The sequence below is a fragment of the Kosakonia sp. ML.JS2a genome (genome assembly GCF_025642095.1).
Classification (GTDB): Bacteria; Pseudomonadota; Gammaproteobacteria; order Enterobacterales; family Enterobacteriaceae.
Genome location: NZ_CP106754.1, coordinates 1918706 through 1942783, shown reverse-complemented (window position 1 = coordinate 1942783; position 24078 = coordinate 1918706). Strand labels below are relative to the sequence as shown.

The following is a 24078-nucleotide window of genomic DNA, read 5'->3' as shown; positions in this document are numbered from 1 at the left end:
TTGTATAGTCCGACCATCAGGGCAACCTTACCGAGGTTTTTATGCAACAAGAAGCATTAGGAATGGTGGAAACCAAAGGCCTAACCGCCGCAATTGAAGCGGCGGACGCCATGGTGAAATCGGCCAATGTCGTGTTAGTAGGCTACGAAAAAATAGGTTCCGGCCTGGTGACCGTTATTGTTCGCGGCGATGTTGGCGCCGTAAAAGCCGCAACCGATGCAGGTGCCGCCGCCGCCGCACAGGTGGGTGAAGTGAAAGCCGTACACGTTATCCCGCGCCCGCACACTGACGTTGAAAAAATCTTACCGAAAGGAATGAGCCAATGAGCAGCAATGAACTGGTGGAACAGATCATGGCTCAGGTGGTAGCGCGCGTATCGGCTCCCCAGGCTTCCCCCACTGCAACCCACACCAAACGAGAGACGGCTATGGCAGAAAAAAGCTGCAGTTTAACGGAGTTTGTCGGCACGGCGATTGGCGACACCGTTGGCCTGGTGATCGCCAACGTAGACAGCGCCCTGCTCGACGCAATGAAGCTGGAAAAACGCTTTCGCTCCATCGGCATTTTAGGGGCACGCACCGGCGCAGGCCCGCACATTATGGCGGCGGATGAAGCAGTCAAAGCCACCAATACCGAAGTGGTCAGCATTGAACTCCCGCGCGATACCAAAGGCGGCGCGGGCCACGGTTCGCTGATCCTGTTCGGTGGCAACGATGTCTCCGACGTAAAACGCGCGATTGAAGTGGCGCTGAAAGAGCTGGACCGCACCTTTGGCGATGTCTACGCCAACGAGGCCGGGCATATCGAGTTGCAATACACCGCCCGCGCCAGCTACGCGCTGGAAAAAGCCTTCGGCGCCCCGGTGGGCCGCTCCTGCGGGGTGATTGTCGGCGCGCCCGCATCGGTTGGCGTACTGATGGCGGATACCGCGTTGAAGTCCGCCAATGTGGAAGTGGTGGCGTACAGCTCGCCGGCAAAAGGCACCAGCTTCAGTAACGAGGCGATCCTGATCATCTCCGGTGACTCCGGCGCAGTGCGCCAGGCGGTGATTTCCGCCCGCGAAATTGGCAAAACCGTGCTCGGCACGCTCGGCGCAGAGCCGAAAAACGACCGCCCGTCCTACATCTGATAACAGAGAGGCTGTTTCATGAGATCGAAACGATTTGAAGCGCTGGCGAAACGCCCTGTTAACCAGGACGGCTTTGTGAAGGAGTGGATTGAAGAAGGCTTTATCGCTATGGAAAGCCCGAACGATCCCAAACCTTCCATCCGCATCGTCAACGGTGTGGTCACCGAGCTTGATGGCAAGTCCGCCAGCCAGTTCGACCTGATTGATCACTTCATCGCCCGCTATGGCATCAATCTGGATCGCGCCGAAGAAGTGATGGCAATGGATTCAGTCAAACTCGCCAATATGCTGTGCGATCCCAACATCAAGCGCAGCGCGATTGTGCCGCTGACCACGGCAATGACCCCGGCGAAAATTGTCGAGGTGATGTCGCACATGAACGTGGTGGAAATGATGATGGCGATGCAGAAAATGCGCGCCCGTCGCACACCGTCGCAGCAGGCACACGTCACCAACGTGAAAGACAACCCGGTGCAAATTGCCGCCGATGCCGCCGAAGGGGCGTGGCGTGGGTTTGACGAACAGGAGACCACCGTTGCTGTTGCGCGTTATGCACCGTTTAACGCCATCGCCTTACTGGTGGGTTCCCAGGTGGGTCGCCCTGGCGTGTTAACCCAGTGTTCGCTGGAGGAAGCCACCGAGCTGAAGCTTGGCATGCTGGGTCACACCTGTTACGCAGAGACCATCTCGGTGTACGGCACCGAACCGGTCTTCACCGACGGTGACGACACCCCGTGGTCCAAAGGTTTCCTCGCTTCCTCATACGCCTCGCGCGGGTTGAAAATGCGCTTTACCTCCGGTTCCGGCTCCGAAGTGCAGATGGGCTACGCCGAAGGCAAATCGATGCTCTACCTCGAAGCACGCTGTATTTACATCACCAAAGCGGCTGGCGTTCAGGGGCTGCAAAATGGCTCGGTCAGCTGTATCGGCGTGCCGTCGGCGGTGCCGTCCGGTATCCGTGCCGTACTGGCGGAAAACCTGATCTGCTCATCGCTGGATCTCGAATGTGCCTCCAGTAACGACCAGACCTTCACCCACTCCGATATGCGGCGTACCGCACGTTTGCTGATGCAATTTCTGCCCGGCACCGACTTTATTTCGTCCGGTTATTCCGCCGTGCCGAACTACGACAACATGTTCGCCGGCTCCAATGAAGATGCGGAAGACTTTGATGATTACAACGTCTTACAACGCGATCTGAAAGTTGACGGTGGCCTGCGCCCGGTGCGCGAAGAGGACGTGATCGCCATTCGTAATAAAGCGGCCCGCGCGTTACAGGCCGTTTTTGCCGGGATGGGCTTGCCTCCCATCACCGATGAAGAGGTAGAAGCCGCGACCTATGCCCACGGTTCAAAAGATATGCCGGAGCGCAACATCGTCGAAGACATCAAGTTTGCGCAGGAGATCATCAACAAAAACCGTAACGGGCTGGAAGTGGTGAAAGCGCTGGCGCAGGGCGGCTTTAACGATGTGGCGCAGGACATGCTCAACATTCAGAAAGCCAAGCTGACCGGGGATTACCTGCACACCTCCGCCATCATCGTTGGCGACGGCCAGGTGCTGTCGGCCGTCAATGACGTCAATGATTATGCCGGTCCGGCAACAGGCTATCGCCTGCAGGGCGAACGCTGGGAAGAGATTAAAAACATCCCGGCCGCCATCGATCCGAATGAACTGGGTTAAGGGGTGAAGCATGGAAATCAATGAAAAGCTGCTGCGTCAGATTATTGAAGACGTGCTGGCAGAGATGAAAATCGGCGACAAAACCGTGTCGTTCAGCGCCCCCACTTCAAGCGCACCGACAGCGACTGCCTCTGCGGACGGCGGCTTTCTGACCGAAATCGGCGAGGCCAAACCCGGTACGCAGCAGGATGAAGTGATCATCGCCGTCGGTCCTGCTTTTGGCCTGTCGCAGACGGTAAACATCGTCGGCTTACCGCACAAAAGCATTCTGCGCGAAGTGATTGCCGGCATCGAAGAGGAAGGCGTGAAAGCCCGGGTGATCCGCTGCTTTAAATCGTCGGACGTGGCGTTTGTCGCCGTTGAAGGCAACCGTCTGAGCGGTTCCGGAATTTCAGTCGGCATCCAGTCGAAAGGCACGACGGTTATCCACCAGCAGGGATTACCGCCCCTCTCAAACCTGGAGCTGTTCCCACAGGCCCCGCTGCTGACGCTGGAAACTTACCGGCAGATAGGCAAAAACGCCGCGCGTTACGCCAAGCGCGAATCGCCACAGCCGGTGCCGACGCTCAATGACCAGATGGCGCGCCCGAAATATCAGGCGAAGTCGGCCATTTTGCACATCAAAGAAACCAAATACGTCGTAACGGGCAAAAACCCGCAAGAGCTGCGCGTTGCGCTTTAAAAGGACAACACCATGAATACAGAGGCCATTGAATCGATGGTTCGTGATGTGCTTAGCCGGATGAACAGCCTGCAAGGCGCAGCGCCGAACGTGGTTGCGCCCGTCTCCGGTGGGAGCCAGCATCAGGCAAAAGTGACCGATTATCCGCTGGCGAATAAGCACCCGGAATGGGTGAAAACCGCCACCCGCAAAACGCTGGATGAACTGACGCTGGAAAACGTGCTGAGCGGCAAAATCACCGCCCAGGATATGCGCATCACCCCGGAAACCCTGCGCATCCAGGCGGCTATCGCCCGCGATGCCGGGCGCGACAGGCTGGCGATGAACTTTGAACGCGCCGCTGAACTGACCGCCGTACCGGACGATCGCATTCTTGAGATTTACAACGCGTTGCGCCCTTACCGCTCAAGCAAACAGGAACTGCTGGACATCGCAGAAGATCTGGAAAGCCACTACAACGCGACAATCTGCGCAGCGTTTGTCCGCGAAGCCGCCGCGTTATATGTCGAGCGTAAAAAACTCAAAGGCGATGACTAACCGCAAGGGTGATGTATGCGTTATATAGCTGGCATTGATATTGGCAACGCCTCCACCGAAGTCGCGCTCGCCCGGCTGGACGACCACGGCGCGCTGACCGTAGTGAGTAGTGCACTGGCGGAAACCACCGGCATCAAAGGTACGCTGCGCAACGTATTCGGCATTCAGGAAGCGGTGCAACGCGCAGTGGCGGCTGCCGGTCTCACGGTCAGCGATATTTCGCTTATTCGCATCAATGAAGCTACGCCGGTCATCGGTGATGTGGCAATGGAGACCATTACCGAAACCATCATCACCGAATCCACGATGATTGGTCATAACCCCAAAACGCCGGGCGGCATCGGTCTCGGCGTCGGGCTGACCATCACACCGGAAGAGCTGCTCTCCCGTCCGGCGGAGCAGCCCTACATCCTGGTGGTTTCCGCCGCCTTCGATTTTGCCGACGTGGCGCGCATGGTCAATGCCGCTTCCCATGCGGGTTACCGCATTAACGGCGTGATATTGCAGCGTGACGATGGCGTACTGGTGAATAACCGTCTCGACAAGCCGGTGCCGATTGTCGATGAAGTCCGCTATATCGACCGCATTCCACTCGGCATGCTGGCAGCCATCGAAGTGGCGATGCCCGGCAAAGTGATTGAAAGTCTCTCCAACCCTTACGGTATCGCCACCGTATTTTCGCTCAGCGCGGAAGAGACCAAAAATATTGTACCGGTGGCCCGCGCATTGATTGGCAACCGCTCCGCCGTGGTGGTGAAAACCCCCTCCGGGGACGTGAAGGCGCGTTCGATTCCTGCAGGGAACATCGAACTGGTGACCCACGGCCGCACCGTGCGGGTGGATGTCGCCGCCGGGGCCGACGCGATCATGAAAGCGGTCGATGCCTGCCCCCGGCTGGACAACGTCACAGGGGAAGCTGGCACCAATATCGGCGGCATGCTGGAGCATGTACGCCAGACCATGGCGGAACTGACCAACAAACCGAGCAGCGATGTCTACATCCAGGATCTACTGGCCGTGGATACCGCCGTGCCGGTCAGCGTCACGGGCGGGCTGGCGGGTGAATTCTCGCTGGAGCAGGCGGTGGGCATTGCCTCGATGGTGAAATCAGATCGCTTACAGATGGCGATGATTGCGCAGGATATCGAGCAAAAACTGCATATCGACGTGCAGGTGGGCGGTGCTGAAGCAGAAGCCGCCATTCTGGGCGCGCTGACCACGCCGGGCACCACCAAACCGCTGGCGATCCTTGACCTCGGCGCGGGTTCCACCGATGCCTCGATCATTAACGCACAGGGTGACATTGTCGCCACGCATCTGGCAGGCGCCGGGGATATGGTCACCATGATCATTGCCCGTGAGCTGGGACTGGAGGATCGCTATCTGGCGGAAGAGATCAAAAAGTATCCCCTCGCCAAGGTCGAAAGCCTGTTCCACCTGCGCCATGAAGACGGCAACGTGCAGTTCTTCCCCACCCCACTACCGCCGGAGGTGTTCGCCCGGGTTTGCGTCGTGAAACCCGACGAGCTGGTACCGCTGCCCGGCGATCTGTCGCTGGAAAAAGTCAGGCTGACCCGCCGCAGCGCCAAGGAGCGCGTGTTCGTCACCAACGCCCTGCGTGCCCTGCGTCAGGTCAGCCCGACCGGCAATATCCGCGACATCCCGTTTGTGGTGTTGGTGGGCGGCTCCGCGCTGGATTTTGAAGTCCCGCAACTGGTGACCGATGCGCTCGCCCACTACCGACTGGTGGCGGGACGGGGAAACATTCGCGGCGTGGAAGGCCCACGCAATGCGGTCGCCACAGGCCTGATCCTCTCCTGGCATAAGGAGTCCCGCAATGCACGCTGATCAAAACAGCCCGGCCATTGTGATTCACGCCCATGGCGACTGCCAGACGCTGTGGCAGGAGGTGTTGTGGGGCATTGAAGAAGAGGGGATCCCGTGGCGCTGGCAACCCGCAACGGATGGCGACGTGGTGAACAGCGCATGGCAGGCGGCAAACCAGTCGGCACTGCTGGTGGGCATTGCCTGCGACAGCCAAACGCTGGTGATCCATTACCGCAATTTACCCGCATCCAGCGCGCTTTTTACGCTGATGCAACACGAAGAAAACCCGGCGCAGCGGCGTGCAGGCAGCAATGCCGCCCGGCTGGTGAAAGGGATACCGTTCCGGTAACCACCTTATCCATCTACAGGAGAATCGCAGTATGAACAACGCATTGGGACTGGTTGAAACAAAAGGCCTGGTGGGCGCAATCGAAGCCGCCGATGCCATGGTGAAGTCGGCAAACGTGCAGCTCGTGGGTTACGAAAAAATCGGCTCCGGGCTGGTTACGGTGATGGTGCGCGGGGATGTCGGTGCGGTGAAAGCCGCCGTTGACGCGGGCGCAGCCGCCGCCAGCGCCGTGGGGGAAGTGAAGTCCTGTCATGTGATCCCGCGCCCGCACAGCGACGTCGAAGCCATTTTGCCGAAATCCGCCTGACGGACGGAAGGAGTACAGCGTGAAGCAATCACTGGGTTTACTTGAAGTTAGCGGCCTGGCGCTGGCCATCAATTGCGCGGATGCCATGGCGAAAGCCGCATCCATCACGCTGTTGGGCCTGGAAAAAACCAACGGCTCAGGCTGGACGGTTATCAACATTGCCGGTGACGTGGCCTCGGTTCAATCGGCCATTGCCACCGGTGCCAGCCTGGCCGAAACGCAGGGCGGTCTGGTGGCGCAAAAAGTGATTGCGCGCCCGGCAAACGGCATTTTCCCGACCCGGCCACGGTCAGAAGTGACCAACACGGTATCCGCGCAGACGGTGCAGGAGATGCCCGTTACCCCAGAGCCTCTTGCTGCGGCTGAGGCTACGCAAGCACGGGTGACCTGCAATCTCTGCCTTGACCCGGCCTGTCCGCGACAAAAAGGGGAGCCGCGCACACTCTGCATTCACAGCGGCCAGCGAGGTGAATAACGATGGATAAGCAGTTAGTCGAACAGGTGGTTACCCAGGTGCTGGATGAGATGCGTATGCGCCCCATTCCGTTGGGTATCTCGAACCGGCACATCCATCTCTCGCAGCAGGACTATGACCGCCTGTTTCCCGGTATGCCGGTAACCGCAAAAAAAAACCTGTTGCAGCCGGGGCAGTTTGCCGCAGAACAGACGGTGACGCTGGCGGGCCCGAAAGGCCAGTTACACAACGTCCGGTTGCTCGGGCCACTGCGCAGCGTCAGCCAGGTGGAAATCTCACGTACCGATGCGCGCACGCTTGGCATCACCGCGCCGCTGCGCATGTCCGGCAATCTCAGCGGAACGCCTGGCGTGAAGCTGATTAGCCCGTGGGCGGAAATCGATCTGGACAGCGGGCTGATTGTCGCCCTGCGCCATATTCATATGTCGCCGCTGGATGCGCTGGTATTGCGCGTTGCCCACGGCGATACGGTCAGCGTGGTGATTGAGGGTAGCGGGCGGCGCACCCTTTTTGACGACGTGGCGGTGCGTGTTGCGCCGGATATGCGCCTCGAAATGCATATCGACACCGATGAAGCCAATGCCGCGGGCGCAGACGATCCGCATGCTGTTGCACACCTGGCGCCACGCCCATGACCGACGCGCAGATGCAACAGATAGTCGAGCTGATTGTGGCGCGATTACAGGCGCGCAGCGGTCATACCGCCGTGCTCAGCCAGGAGCAGTTGCGCCACGCATCCGCACTCCGGCTGTTTTTGCACCATGACAGGCTACAGGTCGAACACACGGATTTGCCCTTTCTCCTCCAGTTAGCGGAAGGCGACCGGGACAACACCGCCGTGGCGAACCTGTTTGAAGCCCTGTCGCTCGGCATGCCGGTTTGCATCTCTCTGCCGTGCCGTTCGCTGGCGCATTTGCCACTGCGGGCGCTGGCACGCCTGCCCTGCCAGTGGCGCGATGAGCAGGGAAACGCCGTAATGTTGCATCTGAACAACGTACTCAGTTACCGGGATATCCGGGGACTGCGCAACGGATGGCTGGTCACCTCGCGTAAGACCGTGATCACGGCGCTGGCCCGCGAGGCGGCGCTGTCGCAACACCTACAACTGGTTAAACAGGAGTAAATCATGCATCTCGCACGCGTAACAGGTTCGGTGGTGTCAACACAAAAATCCCCGTCGCTGGTGGGGAAAAAGCTGCTGCTGGTGCGCCGGGTCACGCTTGATGGCGAATTGCCGGTCAACCCACTGCAAGGTGATGAGGTGGCGGTAGATTCCGTAGGCGCGGGTGTGGGTGAACTGGTGTTGCTGAGCAGCGGCTCCAGCGCACGGCACGTTTTCAGCGGCCCGAACGAAGCCATCGATTTAGCGGTGGTGGGCATTGTCGACACGCTGGCGCGTTAAGGAGCGGAGATGGCGATTTACACCCGAACAGGCGATGCTGGAACAACCTCGCTGTTCAGCGGGCAACGGGTCAGCAAGACCCACCCACGCGTGGAAGCTTACGGCACGCTGGATGAACTGAACGCGGCGCTCAGTCTGTGCGTCTGCGCCGTGCAGTCCGGCGCACTGAAGCCCTTTCTCGAAGGCGTGCAACAGCAACTGTTCTGGTTCAGTGCGGAGCTGGCGAGCGAAAACGGAACACCCACGCCGTCGCAGCGTTACATCAGCACGGCGGAGATCGACGCGCTGGAACAGGCCATCGACCAGGCGATGGCACAGGTGGATGCGGTGCACGGTTTTATTCTTCCCGGTCGCTGCGAACCCGCCGCGCGGCTGCATCTGGCCCGAACGCTTGCCCGCCGCGCCGAGCGCCGACTGGTGGAACTGGCCGGACAGGTCAACGTCCGTCAGGTGCTGTTGCGTTACATCAACCGTCTTTCCGACTGTTTATACGCGCTGGCGCGGCTGGAGGATCACCTCGCCCACCAGCAACAGATTATTACCGAGGTGGCGACCCGTTACCGCGCCGCCACCCGCACGACGACGGAGCCGACGCGCATGTCTCTCTCTTTTCATGAACTGCACCAGCTTGTCCGGGCGGCGATGACGCGCGCCAGTGCCCTTGGCGTGCCGGTGGTGATAAGCGTTGTTGATGCCCACGGCATCGGCATGCTGACCTGGCGCATGCCGGAAGCGCTGCTGGTGAGCAGCACTCTGGCGCCGAAAAAAGCGTGGACCGCAGTGGCCATGAAAACCGCCACCCATCAGCTTTCAGACGCGGTGCAACCGGGCAGCGCGCTGTATGGCCTCGAAGCCCAGATGGCGGGCAACGTTGTGACCTTTGGCGGCGGGTTCCCGCTGTGGCGCGACGGCAACATTATTGGTGGTCTTGGTATCAGCGGCGGTTCCGTTGAACAGGACATGGATATTGCTCAGGCCGCACTGGCGGCGATTCACATGGGAAACGATCAATGAATACGTCAGAACTGGAAACCCTTATTCGCACCATTCTGAGCGAACAGCTTGAACCTACCCAGGCCAAAAACAGCGGTGATAAGGGCATTTTCGCCACACCGGCCCAGGCCATTGAGGCGGCGCACCAGGCCTACCTGCGGTATCAGCAGTGCCCGTTAAAAACCCGCAGCGCCATTATCAGCAGCCTTCGCGAGGAGCTGGCCCCTCATCTGGCACAGCTTGCTGAAGAGAGCGCGAGCGAAACCGGCATGGGCAATAAAGAAGACAAGTTTCTGAAAAACAGAGCCGCACTGGAAAACACCCCAGGCATTGAGGATCTCACCACCACCGCCCTGACCGGCGACGGCGGCATGGTGCTGTTCGAATACTCCCCGTTTGGCGTTATTGGCTCGGTTGCGCCAAGTACCAACCCCACGGAGACCATTATCAATAACAGCATCAGCATGCTGGCCGCGGGCAACACCGTCTACTTTAGCCCACACCCTCGCGCGAAGAATGTCTCACTGAAGCTTATCCGCATGATTGAAGAGATTGCCTTTCGCAGCACCGGCATTCGTAACCTGGTGGTGACGGTCGCCGAACCAACGTTCGAGGCCACGCAGCAAATGATGGCGCACCCGAAAATTGCCCTGCTGGCGATTACCGGCGGGCCGGGCATTGTGATGATGGGGCTGAAAAGCGGTAAAAAAGTGATTGGCGCGGGAGCCGGGAACCCACCCTGCATCGTCGATGAGACCGCCGATCTGGTTAAAGCCGCGGAAGACATCATCAACGGCGCTGCGTTTGACTACAACCTGCCCTGTATTGCCGAAAAAAGCCTGATCGTGGTTGACAGCGTGGCCGACAAACTGCTGCAACAGATGCAGGCGTTTGGCGCGCTGCGCATCACCGGCAGCGATATCGACACGCTGCGCGCGGTGTGCGTGATTGACGGCGCAGCGAACAAAAAGCTGGTCGGCAAAAGCCCGGCCGCCCTCTTACAGGCGGCCGGGTTAAGCGTGCCGCCTAAAGCGCCACGGCTGCTGATAGCCGAAGTGAACGGAAACGATCCGCTGGTCACCGCCGAACAATTGATGCCGCTTCTGCCGGTAGTGCGGGTCGCGGATTTCGACGCCGCGCTGGCACTGGCGCTGGAGGTGGAGGAAGGCCTGCACCATACGGCGGTGATGCATTCACAAAACGTGTCGCGGCTTAATCTTGCCGCCCGCCGCCTGCAAACCTCCATTTTTGTGAAAAATGGCCCGTCTTACGCCGGAATAGGCGTAGGCGGTGAAGGCTTTACCACCTTTACCATCGCCACCCCAACCGGGGAAGGCACGACCTCAGCGAAGAGTTTTGCCCGCTCGCGCCGTTGCGTGCTGACCAACGGCTTTTCGATTCGCTAAGCGGAGTCATGATGAACAGATTTTCGCTACAGACACGCCTCTACAGCGGCGCGGGAAGCTTGCAGGTGTTACAGCGTTTTCGCCACAAGCACATCTGGGTGATTTGCGATGGTTTCCTCGCGCACTCGCCGCTGCTCGCGATGCTGCGCGACGCCATTCCGCAGGATAACCAGATTAGCGTATTCAGCGATATCACCCCGGATCCGACCATTGCCACCGTGGTGGCCGGTATCGCGTATATGCAGGACTTAAAGCCTCAGGTGGTGATTGGCTTTGGCGGCGGCTCCGCGCTGGATGCCGCCAAAGCGATTGTCTGGTTCAGCAAAAAGTCGGATATCAACATTGAAACCTGCGTGGCGATCCCCACCACCAGCGGCACCGGTTCGGAAGTCACCAGCGCCTGCGTGATCAGCGATCCGGACAAGGGCATCAAGTATCCGCTCTTCGACAACGCGCTCTACCCGGACATCGCCATTCTCGACCCGGCGCTGGTGGTCAGCGTGCCGCCCGCGATTACCGCCAATACCGGGATGGATGTATTAACCCACGCGCTGGAAGCCTGTGTATCGCCGCAGGCCAGTGATTTCACCGACGCGCTGGCGGAAAAGGCCGCGCAGCTGGTGTTTCAGTATCTGCCGGTTGCGGTGCGAAAAGGCGACTGCCTGGCCACACGCGGCAAAATGCACAATGCCGCCACCCTTGCCGGTATGGCATTCAGCCAGGCGGGACTGGGGATTAACCACGCGATTGCCCATCAGCTTGGCGGTCAGTTTCATCTGCCGCACGGGCTGGCGAACGCCCTGTTGCTGAGCGCGGTGATCCGCTTCAACGCCGCGGACGCCCGCGCCGCTAAACGCTATGCCCGTCTCGCCAAAGCCTGCCACTTCTGCCCGCCCGGTGCCAATGAAACGGTCGCGGTGAACGCCCTGATCCGCCAGACAGAACAGCTTAAACAACAGTGCGGGCTGCCAACTCTGAGCACCGCGCTGGGCGCTGATGCAGCCAACTGGCGGGCGCGGATCCCGGCGATGGTGCAGGCCGCGCTGGCGGATGCCACCATGAAGACCACGCCACGCCCGGCAACCGCTGACGATGTGCGGGAGTTACTGGAGGAATTACTGTGAGCGACGCCGCGATCCTTGCCCACCCGTGGGGAGAAATGACACCCGCGATACCTGAGATGATCCGCCAGCGCGTGCGCGATGCGGGCGTCGTAGGCGCGGGCGGCGCGGGGTTCCCCACCTGGGTAAAACTGCAGGCGCAGGTGGAGATCTTTCTGGTCAATGCTGCGGAATGCGAACCGATGTTAAAAGTCGACCAGCAACTGATGCCGCAACAGGCTGCCCGCCTGGTACGCGGCGTGCTCTACGCGATGCAGGCGACGGGTGCGCGCGAAGGCATTATCGCGCTGAAAGAGAAGTACCAGGCCGCCGTTCACGCCCTGACGCCGTTGCTGCCGCCGCAGGTACGGCTGCATATCCTGCCGGATGTCTACCCGGCGGGTGACGAGGTGATCACTATCTGGCTGGCGACCGGGCGTCGGGTCCCGCCCGCTGCGCTACCGGTCAGCGTTGGCGTGGTGGTGAACAATGTACAGACGGTACTGAACATCGCCCGTTCGGTAGAACAGCAATACCCGGTGACCCGCCGGACACTCACCGTGAATGGTGCGGTGCGTTATCCGCTTACCGTTACCGTGCCGCTCGGCATGTCGCTGCGCGAAGTGCTGGCGCTGGCGGGCGGTGCAACCGTCGACGAGCCGGGTTTTATCAATGGTGGGCCGATGATGGGAGCGCTGTTGCCGGACCTGGATCAACCGGTGACCAAAACCACCGGCGGCCTGCTGGTGCTGCCGCGATCGCACCCGTTAATTCAGCGGCGCATGCAGGATGACCGCACGGTACTCGCCCTGGCCCGCACGGTGTGCGAGCAGTGCCGATTGTGCACGGATTTGTGCCCGCGGCATCTGATTGGTCATGAACTGTCGCCCCACTTGCTGGTACGCGCGGTGAATTACCAGAGCGTCGCCACCCCGCAAACCGTACTCAGTGCCCTCACCTGTTCGGAGTGCAACGTCTGTGAAAGCGTTGCCTGCCCGGTGGGCATTTCACCCATGCGCGTTAACCGTCTGCTGAAAGCAGAGTTGCGCCAGCATGGTGCACGCTATGAAGGCCCGCTGCGCGAAGCCGATGAGATGGCGCGCTATCGCCTGAACCCGGTGAAACGGCTGATCGGCAAGCTGGCGTTGAACGCGTGGTATCAGGACGCACCGTTCAAAATCTACGACGCCCAACCAGCCCAGGTGGTTCTGCCGCTGCGCCAGCACATCGGCGCACCCGCAACGCCCTGCGTACAAAAAGGCGAAACCGTAACCCGTGGACAGTGTATTGCCGACCTCCCTGAGGACGCACTCGGCGCCCCTATCCACGCCAGTATCGACGGCACTGTCGCGTCTGTGACGGAACAGGCCATAACCTTAGTTCGGGGATAAGCATGTCGCAGGCAATTGGAATTTTAGAACTGACCAGCATCGCAAAAGGGATGGAGCTGGGGGATGTGATGCTCAAAAGCGCCAATGTGAGCTTGCTGGTCAGCAAGACGTTATGCCCGGGCAAGTTTCTGCTGATGATCGGCGGTGATGTTGGCGCTGTTCAGCAGGCTATTACCGCGGGCGACAGCAAAGCCGGAGAGATGTTGGTGGACAGTATCGTACTACCCAACATTCACGCCAGCATCCTGCCCGCCATCAGCGGCCTTAACCCGGTGGAACAGCGCCAGGCGGTGGGGATTGTCGAGACATGGAGCGTTGCCGCCTGTATCGGTGCGGCCGATCGCGCGGTGAAGGCTGCGAACGTGACGCTGGTGCGCGTGCATATGGCGTTCGGTATTGGCGGTAAATGTTACATGGTGGTCAGCGGGGAGATTTCTGATGTGGAGAATGCGGTCACCGTGGCCAGCGACAGCGCCGGTGAGAAAGGATTACTGGTCTACCGTGCCGTGATCCCGCGCCCGCATGAAGCGATGTGGCGACAGATTGTGGAGGGCTAATGGAGACGCAACACACCACTGAACGCATGATCCAGGAGTATGTGCCCGGCAAGCAGGTAACGCTGGCGCATCTTATCGCCAACCCTGGAAAGGCGCTGTATCAGAAACTGGGGCTGAGCGAAGCCGCTTCTGCCATTGGCATTCTGACGATTACGCCCAGCGAAGCGTCGATCATTGCCTGCGATATCGCCACCAAATCCGGGGCGGTCGAGATCGGTTTTATCGATCGCTTTACCGGAGCCGTGGTGCTGACCGGCGATGTCTCCGCCGTGGAATATGCGCTACGCCAGGTCACCCGCACCCTCAGCGAAATGCTCCATTTTACCGCCTGCCCGGTGACCCGGACCTGACGCCATGAAACGGATGATGCTGATTGGCCCCAGCCAGTGCGGGAAAACCTCGCTGACCCAGCGCCTGCGCGGTGAAGCGATGGATTATCAGAAAACCCAGGCGATCGTCTGGTTGCCCGAGACCATTGATACCCCCGGCGAATATCTTGAAAACCGCTGCCTGTATAGCGCGCTGCTGACCAGCGCCTGCGAGGCGGAGGTGATTGCGCTGGTGCTGAATGCCAACGCCCCCTGGTGCCCCTTTTCACCAGGTTTCACGCTGCCGATGAACCGGCCAACGGTCGGTATTGTCACCAAAGCCGACGTGGCGAGCGACGCGCAAATCGCTCGCGCCCGTGAGTGGTTGCGGCAATCCGGCGCTCAGCAGCTTTTTATCACCAGCGCACTAACCGGAAGCGGTATTGACGAGGTGGTCGCTTTTCTTCAACACCAGGAGTCCTCATGTCACGCACCATAATGGCGATTAACGCCGGTAGCTCTTCGCTTAAGTTTCAGCTCCTTACCCTGCCTGCTGGTACCGTGCTGTGCCAGGGGGTAATTGAACGCATTGGCCTGAACGACGCGGTGTTTACCCTCAAACAAGGTGAACAGAAGTGGCAGGAAACCCGTGCCATTGCCGATCACCAGCAGGCAGCGACCCTGTTGCTGGAGGCGCTGCTCGCGCACCGTATTATCCCGTCGCTGGAGGCCATCGACGGCGTGGGCCACCGCGTGGCGCACGGGGGAGAAACCTTTAAAGACTCGGTGCTGATCACCGATGCGGCGCTGGCTGAAATCGAACGACTGGCGGAACTTGCCCCGCTGCACAATCCGGTCAATGCCGCCGGTATCCGTATTTTCCGCGCGGTGCTGCCCCACACCCCGGCGGTCGCCGTGTTCGATACTGCGTTTCATCAGACGCTGGATCAAGGCGCATTTATCTACCCGTTGCCGTGGCGCTACTACCAGGAGCTGGGGATCCGCCGTTACGGTTTTCATGGCACCAGCCATAAATATGTCAGCCAGTTGCTGGCGGAGAAGCTCGGCGTACCGCTCAGCGCGCTGCGGGTGGTCTCCTGCCATCTGGGCAACGGCAGCAGTCTGTGCGCCATTAAAGGCGGGCGCTCGGTCAATACGTCGATGGGTTTTACGCCGCAATCCGGGGTGATGATGGGCACCCGCAGCGGCGATATCGATCCGTCAATTTTACCGTGGGTCGCGCAGCGGGAAGGCAAAACACCGCAGCAGCTCAACACGCTGCTGAATAACGAATCCGGCCTGCTTGGCGTCTCCGGCGTATCGCATGATTATCGCGATGTGGAGCAGGCAGCAAAAGAAGGCAACCCGCGTGCAGAACTGGCGTTAACCCTGTTTGCCGGGCGCATTCGCGCCACCATCGGCAGCTACATCATGCAACTTGGCGGGATTGACGCGCTGCTGTTTACCGGCGGTATCGGTGAAAACTCCGCCCGCGCCAGAGAGGCAATTTGCCGTGACCTGCACTTCCTTGGTCTGGAGCTGGATGACGGGAAAAACCAGCGTAACGCGACCTTTATTCAGGCGGATAATGCGCTGGTCAAAGTGGCGGTGATCAACACCAATGAAGAGCTGATGATTGCCCGCGATGTGATGCGGATTGGGCTTTCTCAGGCGGCGGAGGTATCGGTATGAGCGGCAAAGTCTGGCTGGTGGGCGCCGGGCCGGGCGATCCGGGGCTGATGACGGTGAAGGGGCTGGCTTGCCTGCGCGAGGCGCAAGCCGTGGTTTATGACCGGCTGGTCAACCCGGTGTTGCTGGAAGAAGCGCCACCGCACTGCGAGTTCCACGATGTGGGAAAAGAGGCCAACTGCCACCCGATTCCACAGCCACAAATTAACCAGATCCTGATTGATTGCGCACGCCGGGGTCTGAAGGTGGTGCGCCTGAAAGGCGGCGATCCTTTTGTTTTCGGCCGCGGCAGCGAAGAAGCGCAGGCGCTGCGGGAAGCCGGTTTCGATTGCGAAGTGGTTCCTGGCGTGACCTCAGCTATCGGCGGACTTGCCGCCGCGGGCATTCCGGTGACGCACCGCGATTATGCTTCCAGCTTTCACGTGGTGACCGGGCATCTGCGCGACGGTAAAGCGCCGCAACAGTGGCATACACTGGCGCAGGTACCGGGAACACTGGTGGTGCTGATGGGCATGGCGCAATTGCGGGAGATTGCCAGCGCGTTGATCGCCGGCGGAAAACCGGCCGACACGCCTGCCGCCGTAGTAATGCATGCCAGCACGCCGTTACAACAGGTGGTCAGTGCGCCGCTGGGGCAGTTGGCAGATGCCAGTGAAGCGGCCGGATGCCACGCGCCGGCGTTGATTGTGGTGGGGGAAGTGGTGTCGCTGCGGGAAATTCTGGCGTTCGCCGGGCCAAAGTGACACTATCCGGGCTTTCGATTTAAAGGAGCAGCGCCGTGGCGCAGGCACAATGTCCCGCATCCTGCGGTGAACTTATCCAGGGCTGGATCCTGGGCAGCGAAAAACTGGTGTCCTGCCCGGTGGACTGGTACAGCAGCGTGGAGGTCACCTCCGGCGCACCGCTGGCGGATGAGCGCCCGCTTACCCGCGCCATGATTCGGCTGCTGCTTGATCACTGGCAGTTACCGGCAAGCCTGACACACGCGCTGCGCATTGACTGCCGCTCCACCATTCCTGTCGCCAAAGGCATGGCCAGCAGTACCGCCGACATTGCCGCCACCGCCGTTGCCGCCGCCCGCCATCTTGAGCAGCCGCTGGATGAGCCGACGCTGGCGAAACTGTGCGTGGCGCTGGAGCCTACCGACAGCACCCTCTTTTCCGCGCTAACGTTGTTCGACCATAATGACGCAGAAACGCACATTGCCTGCAATGGCCTGCCGCAGACGGAAGTGCTGGTGCTGGAAAGCCCGTTGACGCTGACCACGGCGGATTATCACCGTCTCCCACGCCAGCAGATTTTGCAGGATAACGCCAGGGCGTTGGATCTGGCGTGGCAAAAATTACAGCAGGCGTGCGATCGCAACGACCCTTCGCTGCTCGGCGAGGCCACCACGCTCAGCGCCATTGCCAGCCAGGCATTATTGCCGAAACCGGCGTTCAACACGCTGCTGGAAGTGGTGGAGCGCTACGGGTTGTACGGTCTGAATGTCGCCCACAGCGGCAGCGTGGTCGGACTGTTACTCGACAGTGCAAAGCACGATGTGGATGCAGTTCGGGAGGGGTTAAAAACCCTGAAATTGCTGGCGCACTGGCCGCAAAATCATTTGCTGAAAATGGTTGCCGGGGGGATCAGGCAGGACGGTGAGAGGCGAACCTCTCACCGCTGAAGGGATTATTCTACTTTGGCGTCAACCGGCTTCAGTTCGCCCATGGATTTGAGCTTTTTGGAGATGTCGCGACGTTCTTTCGACAGCTCGGCGTTTTTGATGATGTAGTCATCAACGCGATCTTCGTAGTCGGTCTTCATGCTGGCAATGATGCCCTGGATGGCTTCAACGCTCATGCCCGGCTTGATATAGTCGCTGAGGTTGTCCAGCAGCAGTACGCGCTTCTGGTTATCACGGATCTTCTTCTCAACGTCCTGAATTTCGCGTTGCAGTTTATTCTTGCGGCGGAACAGACGCACAAACTCCAGAACATCCTGGAATGAAGGCTTACTCGTTTCCATTTTTACACCCCTGATTATGTGAGATTCGGATTCGTTAAAGCAACGGCATGGAGGCAAACCTAACCCAAAGCCGTTGCATCTGACAATGATTTTTCCTTTTCCCTATCATAACCTCAAATGTAGCTGAATCGAAACAACCTGACAGTGGCAAGTGGTTATCTGCCGCTTATTTACGCAACGCCCGACAGATCAAATGCGACAATAATTCCAGTTGGCGCGCCAGCTCCATGCTCAACCAGACATAGCCGTGGATAGACGTTTCCGCGACAGCGTCCCCCTGGTGCTCACCACTTAATTGCCGCAGCTCGGCGACGATCTCATTCAGTTTTTCCGTATTCGCCAGCACCGGTTGCGGGTTGCCTTCATACAACGCATGGGCGATGGTCAGCAACGTCTGCTGCGTCATCTGTTGCGTTTCCCGTAATGTGTTGGCGTTAATCATCACGAAATGGCTGGCGCGAGAACTCCAGTGCGCATTAATTTGCAGTTCCAGCATGCACACCATATTGCGGCTGACGGTCTGGATAGCTTCGAAAATCGCTTTCTGAATGTGCGTCTCTTTGCAGGCCGGGGTTATCAGACCGCGCATTTTCACTACGTCGCTGAGAATTTTTTGCAGATGTTTTTCCAGCCGCGGGCGCTCCACCAGGTTGCGGGAAAACCCGGCCTGGTAGACGCGGTTAAACGCGGTGACAAACCCCGCCATCTGGATGCGCCAGTGCAAAAACGCGCGCTGCGGCCAGATACCGGTAAACAGCATGGCCAACAGTGAACCGATGATCACATCGCCGCTGCGCCAGAGTGCCGTGTGCATATCCCCGGCTGGCGCACCGACCACCACCGACAGCGTAATGCCAATCAACAAGGCCTGATACGGTTTTTTACCCAGCGCCAGCCAGCCGCAGAGAAACATCGCCGCCGCGCACCACAGCAGCATCAGCGGCAAAGAAATCAGTTCCAGCTTGAGCGCAATCAGCCCCAATGCCGCGCCAAAGATAGTCCCGCCGATGCGCTCAAAGGCACGCGGAACCACGTTGCCCCAAAAGGAGATCGGCCCCATCAGCACCACCAGCGTAATGAGCGGCCAGGTTCCTTCCGGTACGCTCAGCAGCCGAATTATCAGAAACGTCAGGATAAACGCCAGCGTCACGCGCGCACCGTGCACGATGCGATAGTGGCGATAGAGACGAATTTCAAACGGGCTCAGTGATTTGTCGCGACGCACAGCCGCTCTCCACATTCAAACGACGAAGGCGCAATTGTAGCGATATTTCTGTGGCGAAAGTCACTCTTTAAAACAAAAAAGAGGCGGGCATACGCGCGCAACCGCCTCTTTTTCACCGCATAACCGCTTAAAGTACTTTCGGTTCCACCGGGATATGCATGTCGATGTCCCAGTAACCGTCGCTTTGCCCGTCGTTCTGGTAGACTTCAAAACAGGGCCCGGCGGCAATCTGCAACGACTGGTCGCTCAGCAACTCATCGAAAAACAGATCCCAGCACTGTTCAAACTCTTCGTTGTAAACGCGGGCATGGGCGACCGCATACTGCCCGGCAGGTATTTCAGTGGTGATCACCCCTTCGCTGTTAGCCGGAACCTGGAACGCACTGTCGACAGTAATGGCCACGTCGCAGCGCAGTTTTTCCGGCGGCACCTCGTCCGGGTTATCGTAATAGACGCACACCCACTCCAGCGGCTGGATCTGATTATTTTCCACCCACATCAACAACTGTTGAAAACCCTGCTTAACCTTTTCATCCCACGGCCCCACCAGATGGAAACCGGCGATACGGCGTTTTTCAAGCTGCTTAACGTTGTAGCCCATGCTGCCTCCCTCACCATTACTGTTTAGACATACAGTATAGCTACTTCGCAGAGGAGTGCCACGCAGGCCAGCTCAATTATGCGAGCAGACTCGCACCCTCGCCACTCTGCCCGCGCGTCGTCAGGATTTATGGTGCAGGTAATCGCTTAAACGGGAGAACCAGCCGCCTTTGCCGACGCTATCCAGCGTCACCAGCGGCCAGTGGGCCACCACCTGGTCACGGTCGTAAAGCTGGATCTCCCCCACCCGCTGATGCGCCGCCAGCGGAGCGTCCAGCTCTTTCTTGTCCAGTACGTATTTGGCTTTGATGTTCGCCAGTTCCGCTTTCGGCAACACCATCCAGAAATCCTGATCGGTACCGACATCCACCTGCTCTTTATCACCGTACCAGACCCGTTCGCTGCCCACTTTTTTGCCATTACGCAGCACTTCAACGGTGTCGAAATTTTGCTGACCCCAGTGCAGCAGCTTGCGCGCCTGATCTTCGCGGCCTTTCGGGCTATCGGCCCCCATGATCACCGCAATCAAACGGCGCTCACCATCGGTGCTGGAGGCAATCAGGTTAAACCCCGCGCCGGAGGTATGCCCGGTCTTCAGACCGTCAACATTCAGCGTCTTATCCCACAGCAGACCATTACGGTTTTGCTGCGTGATGCCGTTCCAGGTCAGGCTTTTTTCACTGTACATATGATAAAAATCCGGCTCACCGTGAATGATGGCGCGAGAAAGCACCGCCAGATCGTAAGCTGAACTGTGCTGACCTGGAGCATCCAGCCCGTGTACGGTTTCAAAGTGGGTGTCGCGCAGGTTCAGCTTCTGCACGTACTCATTCATCATGTTCACGAACTGTGGCTGCCCGCCCGCGACATGATCCGCCAGCGCCACACAGGCGTCGTTGCCGGAGTCCACAATCAGACCACGGCTCAGGTCGCGCACCGTCAGGCGGTCACCGGGTTTCAGGAACATCAAAGAAGATCCGTCAAACACCGGGTTGCCTTTCGCCCAGGCATCATGGCCTACGGTGACAACATCGTCAGCGCTGATGCGGTGGCTATCAATCGCCCGGTCCACCACGTAGCCGGTCATCAGTTTGGTCAGACTCGCCGGGTTACGCTGCTGATGTTCATTGCCCGCCGTTAAGATTTGCCCGGTGGTGTAGTCCATCAATACCCAGGAACCGGCCTGAATCGCCGGAGGCTGCGGGGCAAAAGGTAAGTCGTCGGCCAGGGCGCTGTTAACACAGACCGCCAGCAAAGAAGCAGCAAACAAACGGCGTTTCAATGAAATATCCTCATAAGCATCTAAAATCGCCGTTCTTTTTACGGAACTTCGTGTGTCGTTACCTGTTTAAATTGCAAAAAAATGTGACATGCATCAGATTTAAGCCCCTGTTTTTGCGAAGCAGCACGGGATCTGCGCGGGTTTTTCTTCGGCACACTGCGCGGGATGGTTTACCATAGACGGCATATTTACTGACAGGATGAGCTTCTGGTGTCTGATTCCACCGCAACACCCACTTTTCTCTTTCACGATTACGAAACGTTCGGCACCAGCCCGGCGCTGGATCGTCCGGCGCAGTTCGCCGCCATCCGCACCGATGCGGATTTCAACATTATCGGCGAGCCGGAGGTGTTCTACTGTAAACCCGCCGACGACTATCTGCCGCAGCCGGAAGCGGTGTTGATAACCGGTATCACTCCGCAGACAGCCCGCGCCAGAGGCGACAATGAAGCCGCTTTTGCCAAACGTATTCATGACCTGTTTACCGTGCCGAAAACCTGCGTGCTCGGTTACAACAATGTGCGCTTTGACGATGAGGTCACGCGCAACATTTTCTATCGCAACTTCTACGATCCCTATGCGTGGAGCTGGCAGAACAACAACTCGCGCTGGGACTTGCTGGATGTGATGCGCGCCTGCTACGCGCTACGACCAGAGGGCATTGTCTGGCCGGAAAATGAGGATGGCCTGCCGAGCTTTCGCCTTGAACACCTGACCAAAGCCAACGGCATTGAACACAGCAATGCGCATGATGCGATGGCCGACGTCTATGCCACCATTGCCATGGCGCAGCTGGTCAAAGCGAAACAGCCCAAGTTATTCGATTATCTGTTCAGCCACCGCAACAAGCAGAAGCTGGCGGCGCTGGTTGATGTGCCGCAAATGAAGCCGCTGGTGCATGTCTCTGGCATGTTTGGCGCGTGGCGCGGCAATACCAGTTGGGTTGCGCCGCTGGCCTGGCACCCGGAAAACCGTAATGCGGTGATCATGGTCGACCTGGCGGGCGATATGTCGCCGTTACTGACGCTGGATGCCGATGCACTGCGCGAGCGGCTCTACACGCCGAAAGCCGAGCTGGGCGATAACGCCGCCGTGCCAGTGAAACTGGTGCATCTGAACAAGTGCCCTGTTCTGGCGCAGGCCAATACGTTGCGCCCACAGGATGCGGAACGGCTGGGCATCAACCGCCAGCAGTGTCTCGATAATCTACAACTCTTGCGTGATAACCCGCAGGTGCGGGAAAAAGTGGTGGCGATTTTCGCCGAGGCCGAACCTTTTACGCCCTCAGAGAATGTTGATGCGCAAATCTACAACGGCTTTTTCAGCGACGCCGATCGCGCGGCAATGAAAATTCTGCTGGAAACCGATCCGCGCAATCTGCCCGCGCTGGATATCACCTTCGCCGATAACCGCATTGAGAAGCTGCTGTTTAACTACCGTGCGCGTAATTTCCCTGGCACGCTGGATGAAAACGAGCAGCAGCGCTGGCTTCAGCACCGGCGCAATGTCTTTACTCCTGAGTACCTGCAACAGTATGCCGACCAGCTACAGGCGCTGTTCCAGCAACACGATGGCGACAGCGAAAAACAGGTGCTGCTGAAAGCGCTGTGGCAGTACGCCGAAGAGATCGTGTGAGGCTATTCCCCTGACAGACAGGCATAAAAAAACCGGAGGCATGACCTCCGGTTTTTATGTGCAACAGAGTGAAACTTACTGCGCGATATCTTCGTACTGCGGCACCGGGTTACGGAAGCTGCGGGTTACGCAAGCCAGGTAAACCAGACCAATCGCGCCCCAGATAAGGCCGAGGATCATCGAACTCTGCTCCAGGTTCACCCACAACGCACCCACGGTCAGCGCGCCGCATACCGGCAGCACCAGGTAGTTGAAGTGATCTTTCAGCGTTTTGTTACGTTTTTCGCGGATCCAGAACTGGGAAATCACCGACAGGTTCACGAAGGTGAACGCCACCAGCGCACCGAAGTTAATCAGCGCCGTTGCGGTGACCAGGTCGAAACGGATCGCCAGCAGCGCAATCGCGCCAACCAGCAGCACGTTCCACGCCGGTGTGCGCCATTTCGGATGCACATAGCCGAAGAAACGGGTCGGGAAAACGCCGTCGCGGCCCATCACATACATCAGACGGGAAACGCCCGCATGCGCCGCCATACCGGATGCCAGTACGGTCACGCTGGAGAAAATCAGCACGCCCCACTGGAAGGTTTTACCGGCCACGTACAGCATGATTTCCGGCTGGGATGCGTCCGGATCTTTAAAGCGTGAAATGTCCGGGAAGTAGAGTTGCAGGAAGTAAGACGCTGCGATAAACACCACCCCGCCGAGCAGCGCGGTCAGGAAGATGGCGCGCGGGATCACGCGTTCTGCATCTTTCGTCTCTTCTGAAAGGGAAGAGATACCATCGAAGCCGAGGAACGAGAAGCACAGAATTGTCGCCCCGGTGATCATCGGCACGACATGTGCGCCTTCAGACCAGAACGGACGCGAGCTTACCAGCGTACCTGCGCCTTCACCGTGTGACACACCGTAGATAATCAGGCCAACGATCACCGCAACAATCCCCATCTGCAAAATCACGATCAGGGTGTTGAAGTTTGCCACGGTCTTGATGCTGCGCAGGTTGGAGATGGTCATAAAGGCCACCAGCGCGACCACAAAGATCCACGACGGAACGGAAGGCACCAGCGCTTCGAAATATATTTTTGCCAGCAGGATGTTGATCATCGGCATGAACAGATAGTCCAGCAGCGATGACCAGCCCACCATAAAGCCCACGGCCGGGGAGATGGATTTCTGCGCATAGGTATAAGCGGAGCCCGCTGACGGGAAGCGGCGCACCAGCTTACCGTAGCTCAGCGCAGTAAAGAGGATAGCGATAAGCGCAAACGCATACGCGGTCGCCACGTGGCCATCGGTCAGGCCAGAGACGATACCGAACGTATCGAACAGCGTCATCGGCTGCATATAGGCCAGGCCCATCATTACAACCGGAATCAGCGTAAGGGTCTTACGTAATTCCACGCGAGAGGTTTTTGGAGTAACGTTATGCGTCATGGCTTTCCCCCTGTACGGCGAGAGCCGGCGCAAAAGCAAATAATTGCCCCATTT

General features: G+C 58.9%; 28 protein-coding genes. 23 read left to right on the top strand and 5 right to left on the bottom strand.

Going from position 1 to position 24078, the window contains the following annotated elements; translation table 11 throughout:
• The first annotated feature begins 41 nt into the window (after positions 1–41).
• From pduA to N7922_RS09170, 22 genes are read left to right on the top strand one after another with little or no spacing between them, the layout of a single operon-like run.
• The gene (gene pduA, locus N7922_RS09275) at positions 42–326 is read left to right on the top strand and encodes a propanediol utilization microcompartment protein PduA (RefSeq protein WP_263100256.1); all 285 of its coding nucleotides are present in this window, start codon (positions 42–44) and stop codon (positions 324–326) included.
• Positions 323–1129, top strand: a complete 807-nt coding sequence (gene pduB / locus N7922_RS09270; protein ID WP_263100254.1) for a propanediol utilization microcompartment protein PduB — start codon at positions 323–325, stop codon at positions 1127–1129. Before pduA ends, pduB begins: the two co-directional genes overlap by 4 nt.
• Before the next feature lie 18 nt (positions 1130–1147).
• A complete protein-coding gene (gene pduC, locus N7922_RS09265) occupies positions 1148–2812 on the top strand; it encodes a propanediol dehydratase large subunit PduC (RefSeq protein ID WP_263100253.1) in 1665 nt (554 codons plus the stop codon).
• Between the two features lie 10 nt (positions 2813–2822).
• On the top strand, positions 2823–3494 hold the full coding sequence (pduD, locus tag N7922_RS09260) for a propanediol dehydratase medium subunit PduD (RefSeq protein WP_263100252.1): 672 nt from the start codon (positions 2823–2825) through the stop codon (positions 3492–3494).
• A gap of 12 nt (positions 3495–3506) precedes the next feature.
• Positions 3507–4031 (top strand): propanediol dehydratase small subunit PduE, encoded by a 525-nt coding sequence (gene pduE, locus N7922_RS09255; RefSeq protein ID WP_263100251.1) that lies wholly within the window; start codon positions 3507–3509, stop codon positions 4029–4031.
• Between the two features lie 15 nt (positions 4032–4046).
• The gene (locus tag N7922_RS09250; RefSeq protein ID WP_263100250.1) at positions 4047–5879 is read left to right on the top strand and encodes a diol dehydratase reactivase subunit alpha; all 1833 of its coding nucleotides are present in this window, start codon (positions 4047–4049) and stop codon (positions 5877–5879) included.
• Entirely contained in the window at positions 5869–6207 is a 339-nt protein-coding gene (locus N7922_RS09245) for a glycerol dehydratase reactivase beta/small subunit family protein (protein ID WP_263100249.1), read from the top strand. The genes N7922_RS09250 and N7922_RS09245 overlap by 11 nt, the downstream gene beginning before the upstream one ends.
• Before the next feature lie 31 nt (positions 6208–6238).
• Positions 6239–6514 carry a propanediol utilization microcompartment protein PduJ gene (gene pduJ / locus N7922_RS09240; protein WP_041851911.1) on the top strand — a complete coding sequence of 92 codons (276 nt, stop codon included), beginning with the start codon at positions 6239–6241 and terminating at the stop codon, positions 6512–6514.
• 19 nt (positions 6515–6533) lie between these two features.
• A complete protein-coding gene (locus tag N7922_RS09235) occupies positions 6534–6989 on the top strand; it encodes a BMC domain-containing protein (RefSeq protein WP_263100247.1) in 456 nt (151 codons plus the stop codon).
• A gap of 2 nt (positions 6990–6991) precedes the next feature.
• Positions 6992–7624 carry a phosphate propanoyltransferase gene (locus tag N7922_RS09230; RefSeq protein ID WP_263100246.1) on the top strand — a complete coding sequence of 211 codons (633 nt, stop codon included), beginning with the start codon at positions 6992–6994 and terminating at the stop codon, positions 7622–7624.
• Positions 7621–8112, top strand: a complete 492-nt coding sequence (gene pduM, locus N7922_RS09225; protein ID WP_263100245.1) for a PduM family microcompartment protein — start codon at positions 7621–7623, stop codon at positions 8110–8112. The genes N7922_RS09230 and pduM overlap by 4 nt, the downstream gene beginning before the upstream one ends.
• 3 nt (positions 8113–8115) lie before the next feature.
• Positions 8116–8391: a EutN/CcmL family microcompartment protein gene (locus tag N7922_RS09220; protein WP_263100244.1), complete on the top strand. Its 276-nt coding sequence runs from the start codon at positions 8116–8118 to the stop codon at positions 8389–8391.
• A gap of 9 nt (positions 8392–8400) precedes the next feature.
• The gene (pduO, locus tag N7922_RS09215; RefSeq protein ID WP_263100243.1) at positions 8401–9405 is read left to right on the top strand and encodes a two-domain cob(I)yrinic acid a,c-diamide adenosyltransferase PduO; all 1005 of its coding nucleotides are present in this window, start codon (positions 8401–8403) and stop codon (positions 9403–9405) included.
• Complete coding sequence (gene pduP / locus N7922_RS09210; RefSeq protein ID WP_263100242.1) at positions 9402–10790, top strand: CoA-acylating propionaldehyde dehydrogenase PduP; 1389 nt, start codon at positions 9402–9404, stop codon at positions 10788–10790. The genes pduO and pduP overlap by 4 nt, the downstream gene beginning before the upstream one ends.
• Positions 10791–10801: 11 nt before the next feature.
• On the top strand, positions 10802–11914 hold the full coding sequence (locus N7922_RS09205; protein ID WP_263100872.1) for a 1-propanol dehydrogenase PduQ: 1113 nt from the start codon (positions 10802–10804) through the stop codon (positions 11912–11914).
• A gap of 35 nt (positions 11915–11949) precedes the next feature.
• Positions 11950–13281 (top strand): 4Fe-4S dicluster domain-containing protein, encoded by a 1332-nt coding sequence (locus N7922_RS09200; RefSeq protein WP_263100871.1) that lies wholly within the window; start codon positions 11950–11952, stop codon positions 13279–13281.
• Positions 13282–13283: 2 nt separating this feature from the next.
• Entirely contained in the window at positions 13284–13838 is a 555-nt protein-coding gene (pduT, locus tag N7922_RS09195) for a propanediol utilization microcompartment protein PduT (protein ID WP_263100241.1), read from the top strand.
• Positions 13838–14188 carry a propanediol utilization microcompartment protein PduU gene (gene pduU / locus N7922_RS09190; RefSeq protein ID WP_263100240.1) on the top strand — a complete coding sequence of 117 codons (351 nt, stop codon included), beginning with the start codon at positions 13838–13840 and terminating at the stop codon, positions 14186–14188. Before pduT ends, pduU begins: the two co-directional genes overlap by 1 nt.
• A 4-nt stretch (positions 14189–14192) precedes the next feature.
• Positions 14193–14645 (top strand): propanediol utilization protein PduV, encoded by a 453-nt coding sequence (gene pduV / locus N7922_RS09185; protein ID WP_263100239.1) that lies wholly within the window; start codon positions 14193–14195, stop codon positions 14643–14645.
• Positions 14630–15838: an acetate/propionate family kinase gene (locus tag N7922_RS09180; protein ID WP_263100238.1), complete on the top strand. Its 1209-nt coding sequence runs from the start codon at positions 14630–14632 to the stop codon at positions 15836–15838. Before pduV ends, N7922_RS09180 begins: the two co-directional genes overlap by 16 nt.
• A complete protein-coding gene (gene cobA / locus N7922_RS09175; protein WP_263100237.1) occupies positions 15835–16578 on the top strand; it encodes a uroporphyrinogen-III C-methyltransferase in 744 nt (247 codons plus the stop codon). The genes N7922_RS09180 and cobA overlap by 4 nt, the downstream gene beginning before the upstream one ends.
• 35 nt (positions 16579–16613) lie before the next feature.
• On the top strand, positions 16614–17504 hold the full coding sequence (locus N7922_RS09170) for an L-threonine kinase (protein WP_263100236.1): 891 nt from the start codon (positions 16614–16616) through the stop codon (positions 17502–17504).
• Between the two features lie 5 nt (positions 17505–17509).
• On the opposite strand, the gene N7922_RS09165 is transcribed toward N7922_RS09170, so the two are convergent.
• From N7922_RS09165 to dacD, 4 genes are all read right to left on the bottom strand, one after another.
• Positions 17510–17845 carry a DUF496 family protein gene (locus N7922_RS09165; RefSeq protein WP_263100235.1) on the bottom strand — a complete coding sequence of 112 codons (336 nt, stop codon included), beginning with the start codon at positions 17843–17845 and terminating at the stop codon, positions 17510–17512.
• A gap of 166 nt (positions 17846–18011) precedes the next feature.
• Positions 18012–19070: an FUSC family protein gene (locus N7922_RS09160; protein WP_263100234.1), complete on the bottom strand. Its 1059-nt coding sequence runs from the start codon at positions 19068–19070 to the stop codon at positions 18012–18014.
• A gap of 127 nt (positions 19071–19197) precedes the next feature.
• On the bottom strand, positions 19198–19671 hold the full coding sequence (gene sbmC / locus N7922_RS09155) for a DNA gyrase inhibitor SbmC (RefSeq protein WP_263100232.1): 474 nt from the start codon (positions 19669–19671) through the stop codon (positions 19198–19200).
• A 120-nt stretch (positions 19672–19791) separates the two neighbouring features.
• Complete coding sequence (gene dacD, locus N7922_RS09150) at positions 19792–20952, bottom strand: serine-type D-Ala-D-Ala carboxypeptidase DacD (protein WP_263100231.1); 1161 nt, start codon at positions 20950–20952, stop codon at positions 19792–19794.
• A 210-nt stretch (positions 20953–21162) separates the two neighbouring features.
• Between dacD and sbcB the strand changes: the two genes are divergently transcribed.
• Positions 21163–22587: an exodeoxyribonuclease I gene (sbcB, locus tag N7922_RS09145; protein WP_263100230.1), complete on the top strand. Its 1425-nt coding sequence runs from the start codon at positions 21163–21165 to the stop codon at positions 22585–22587.
• 75 nt (positions 22588–22662) lie between these two features.
• On the opposite strand, the gene N7922_RS09140 is transcribed toward sbcB, so the two are convergent.
• Positions 22663–24024, bottom strand: coding sequence for an APC family permease (locus N7922_RS09140; RefSeq protein WP_263100229.1), 1362 nt, complete (start codon positions 24022–24024; stop codon positions 22663–22665).
• Positions 24025–24078 lie beyond the last annotated feature (54 nt).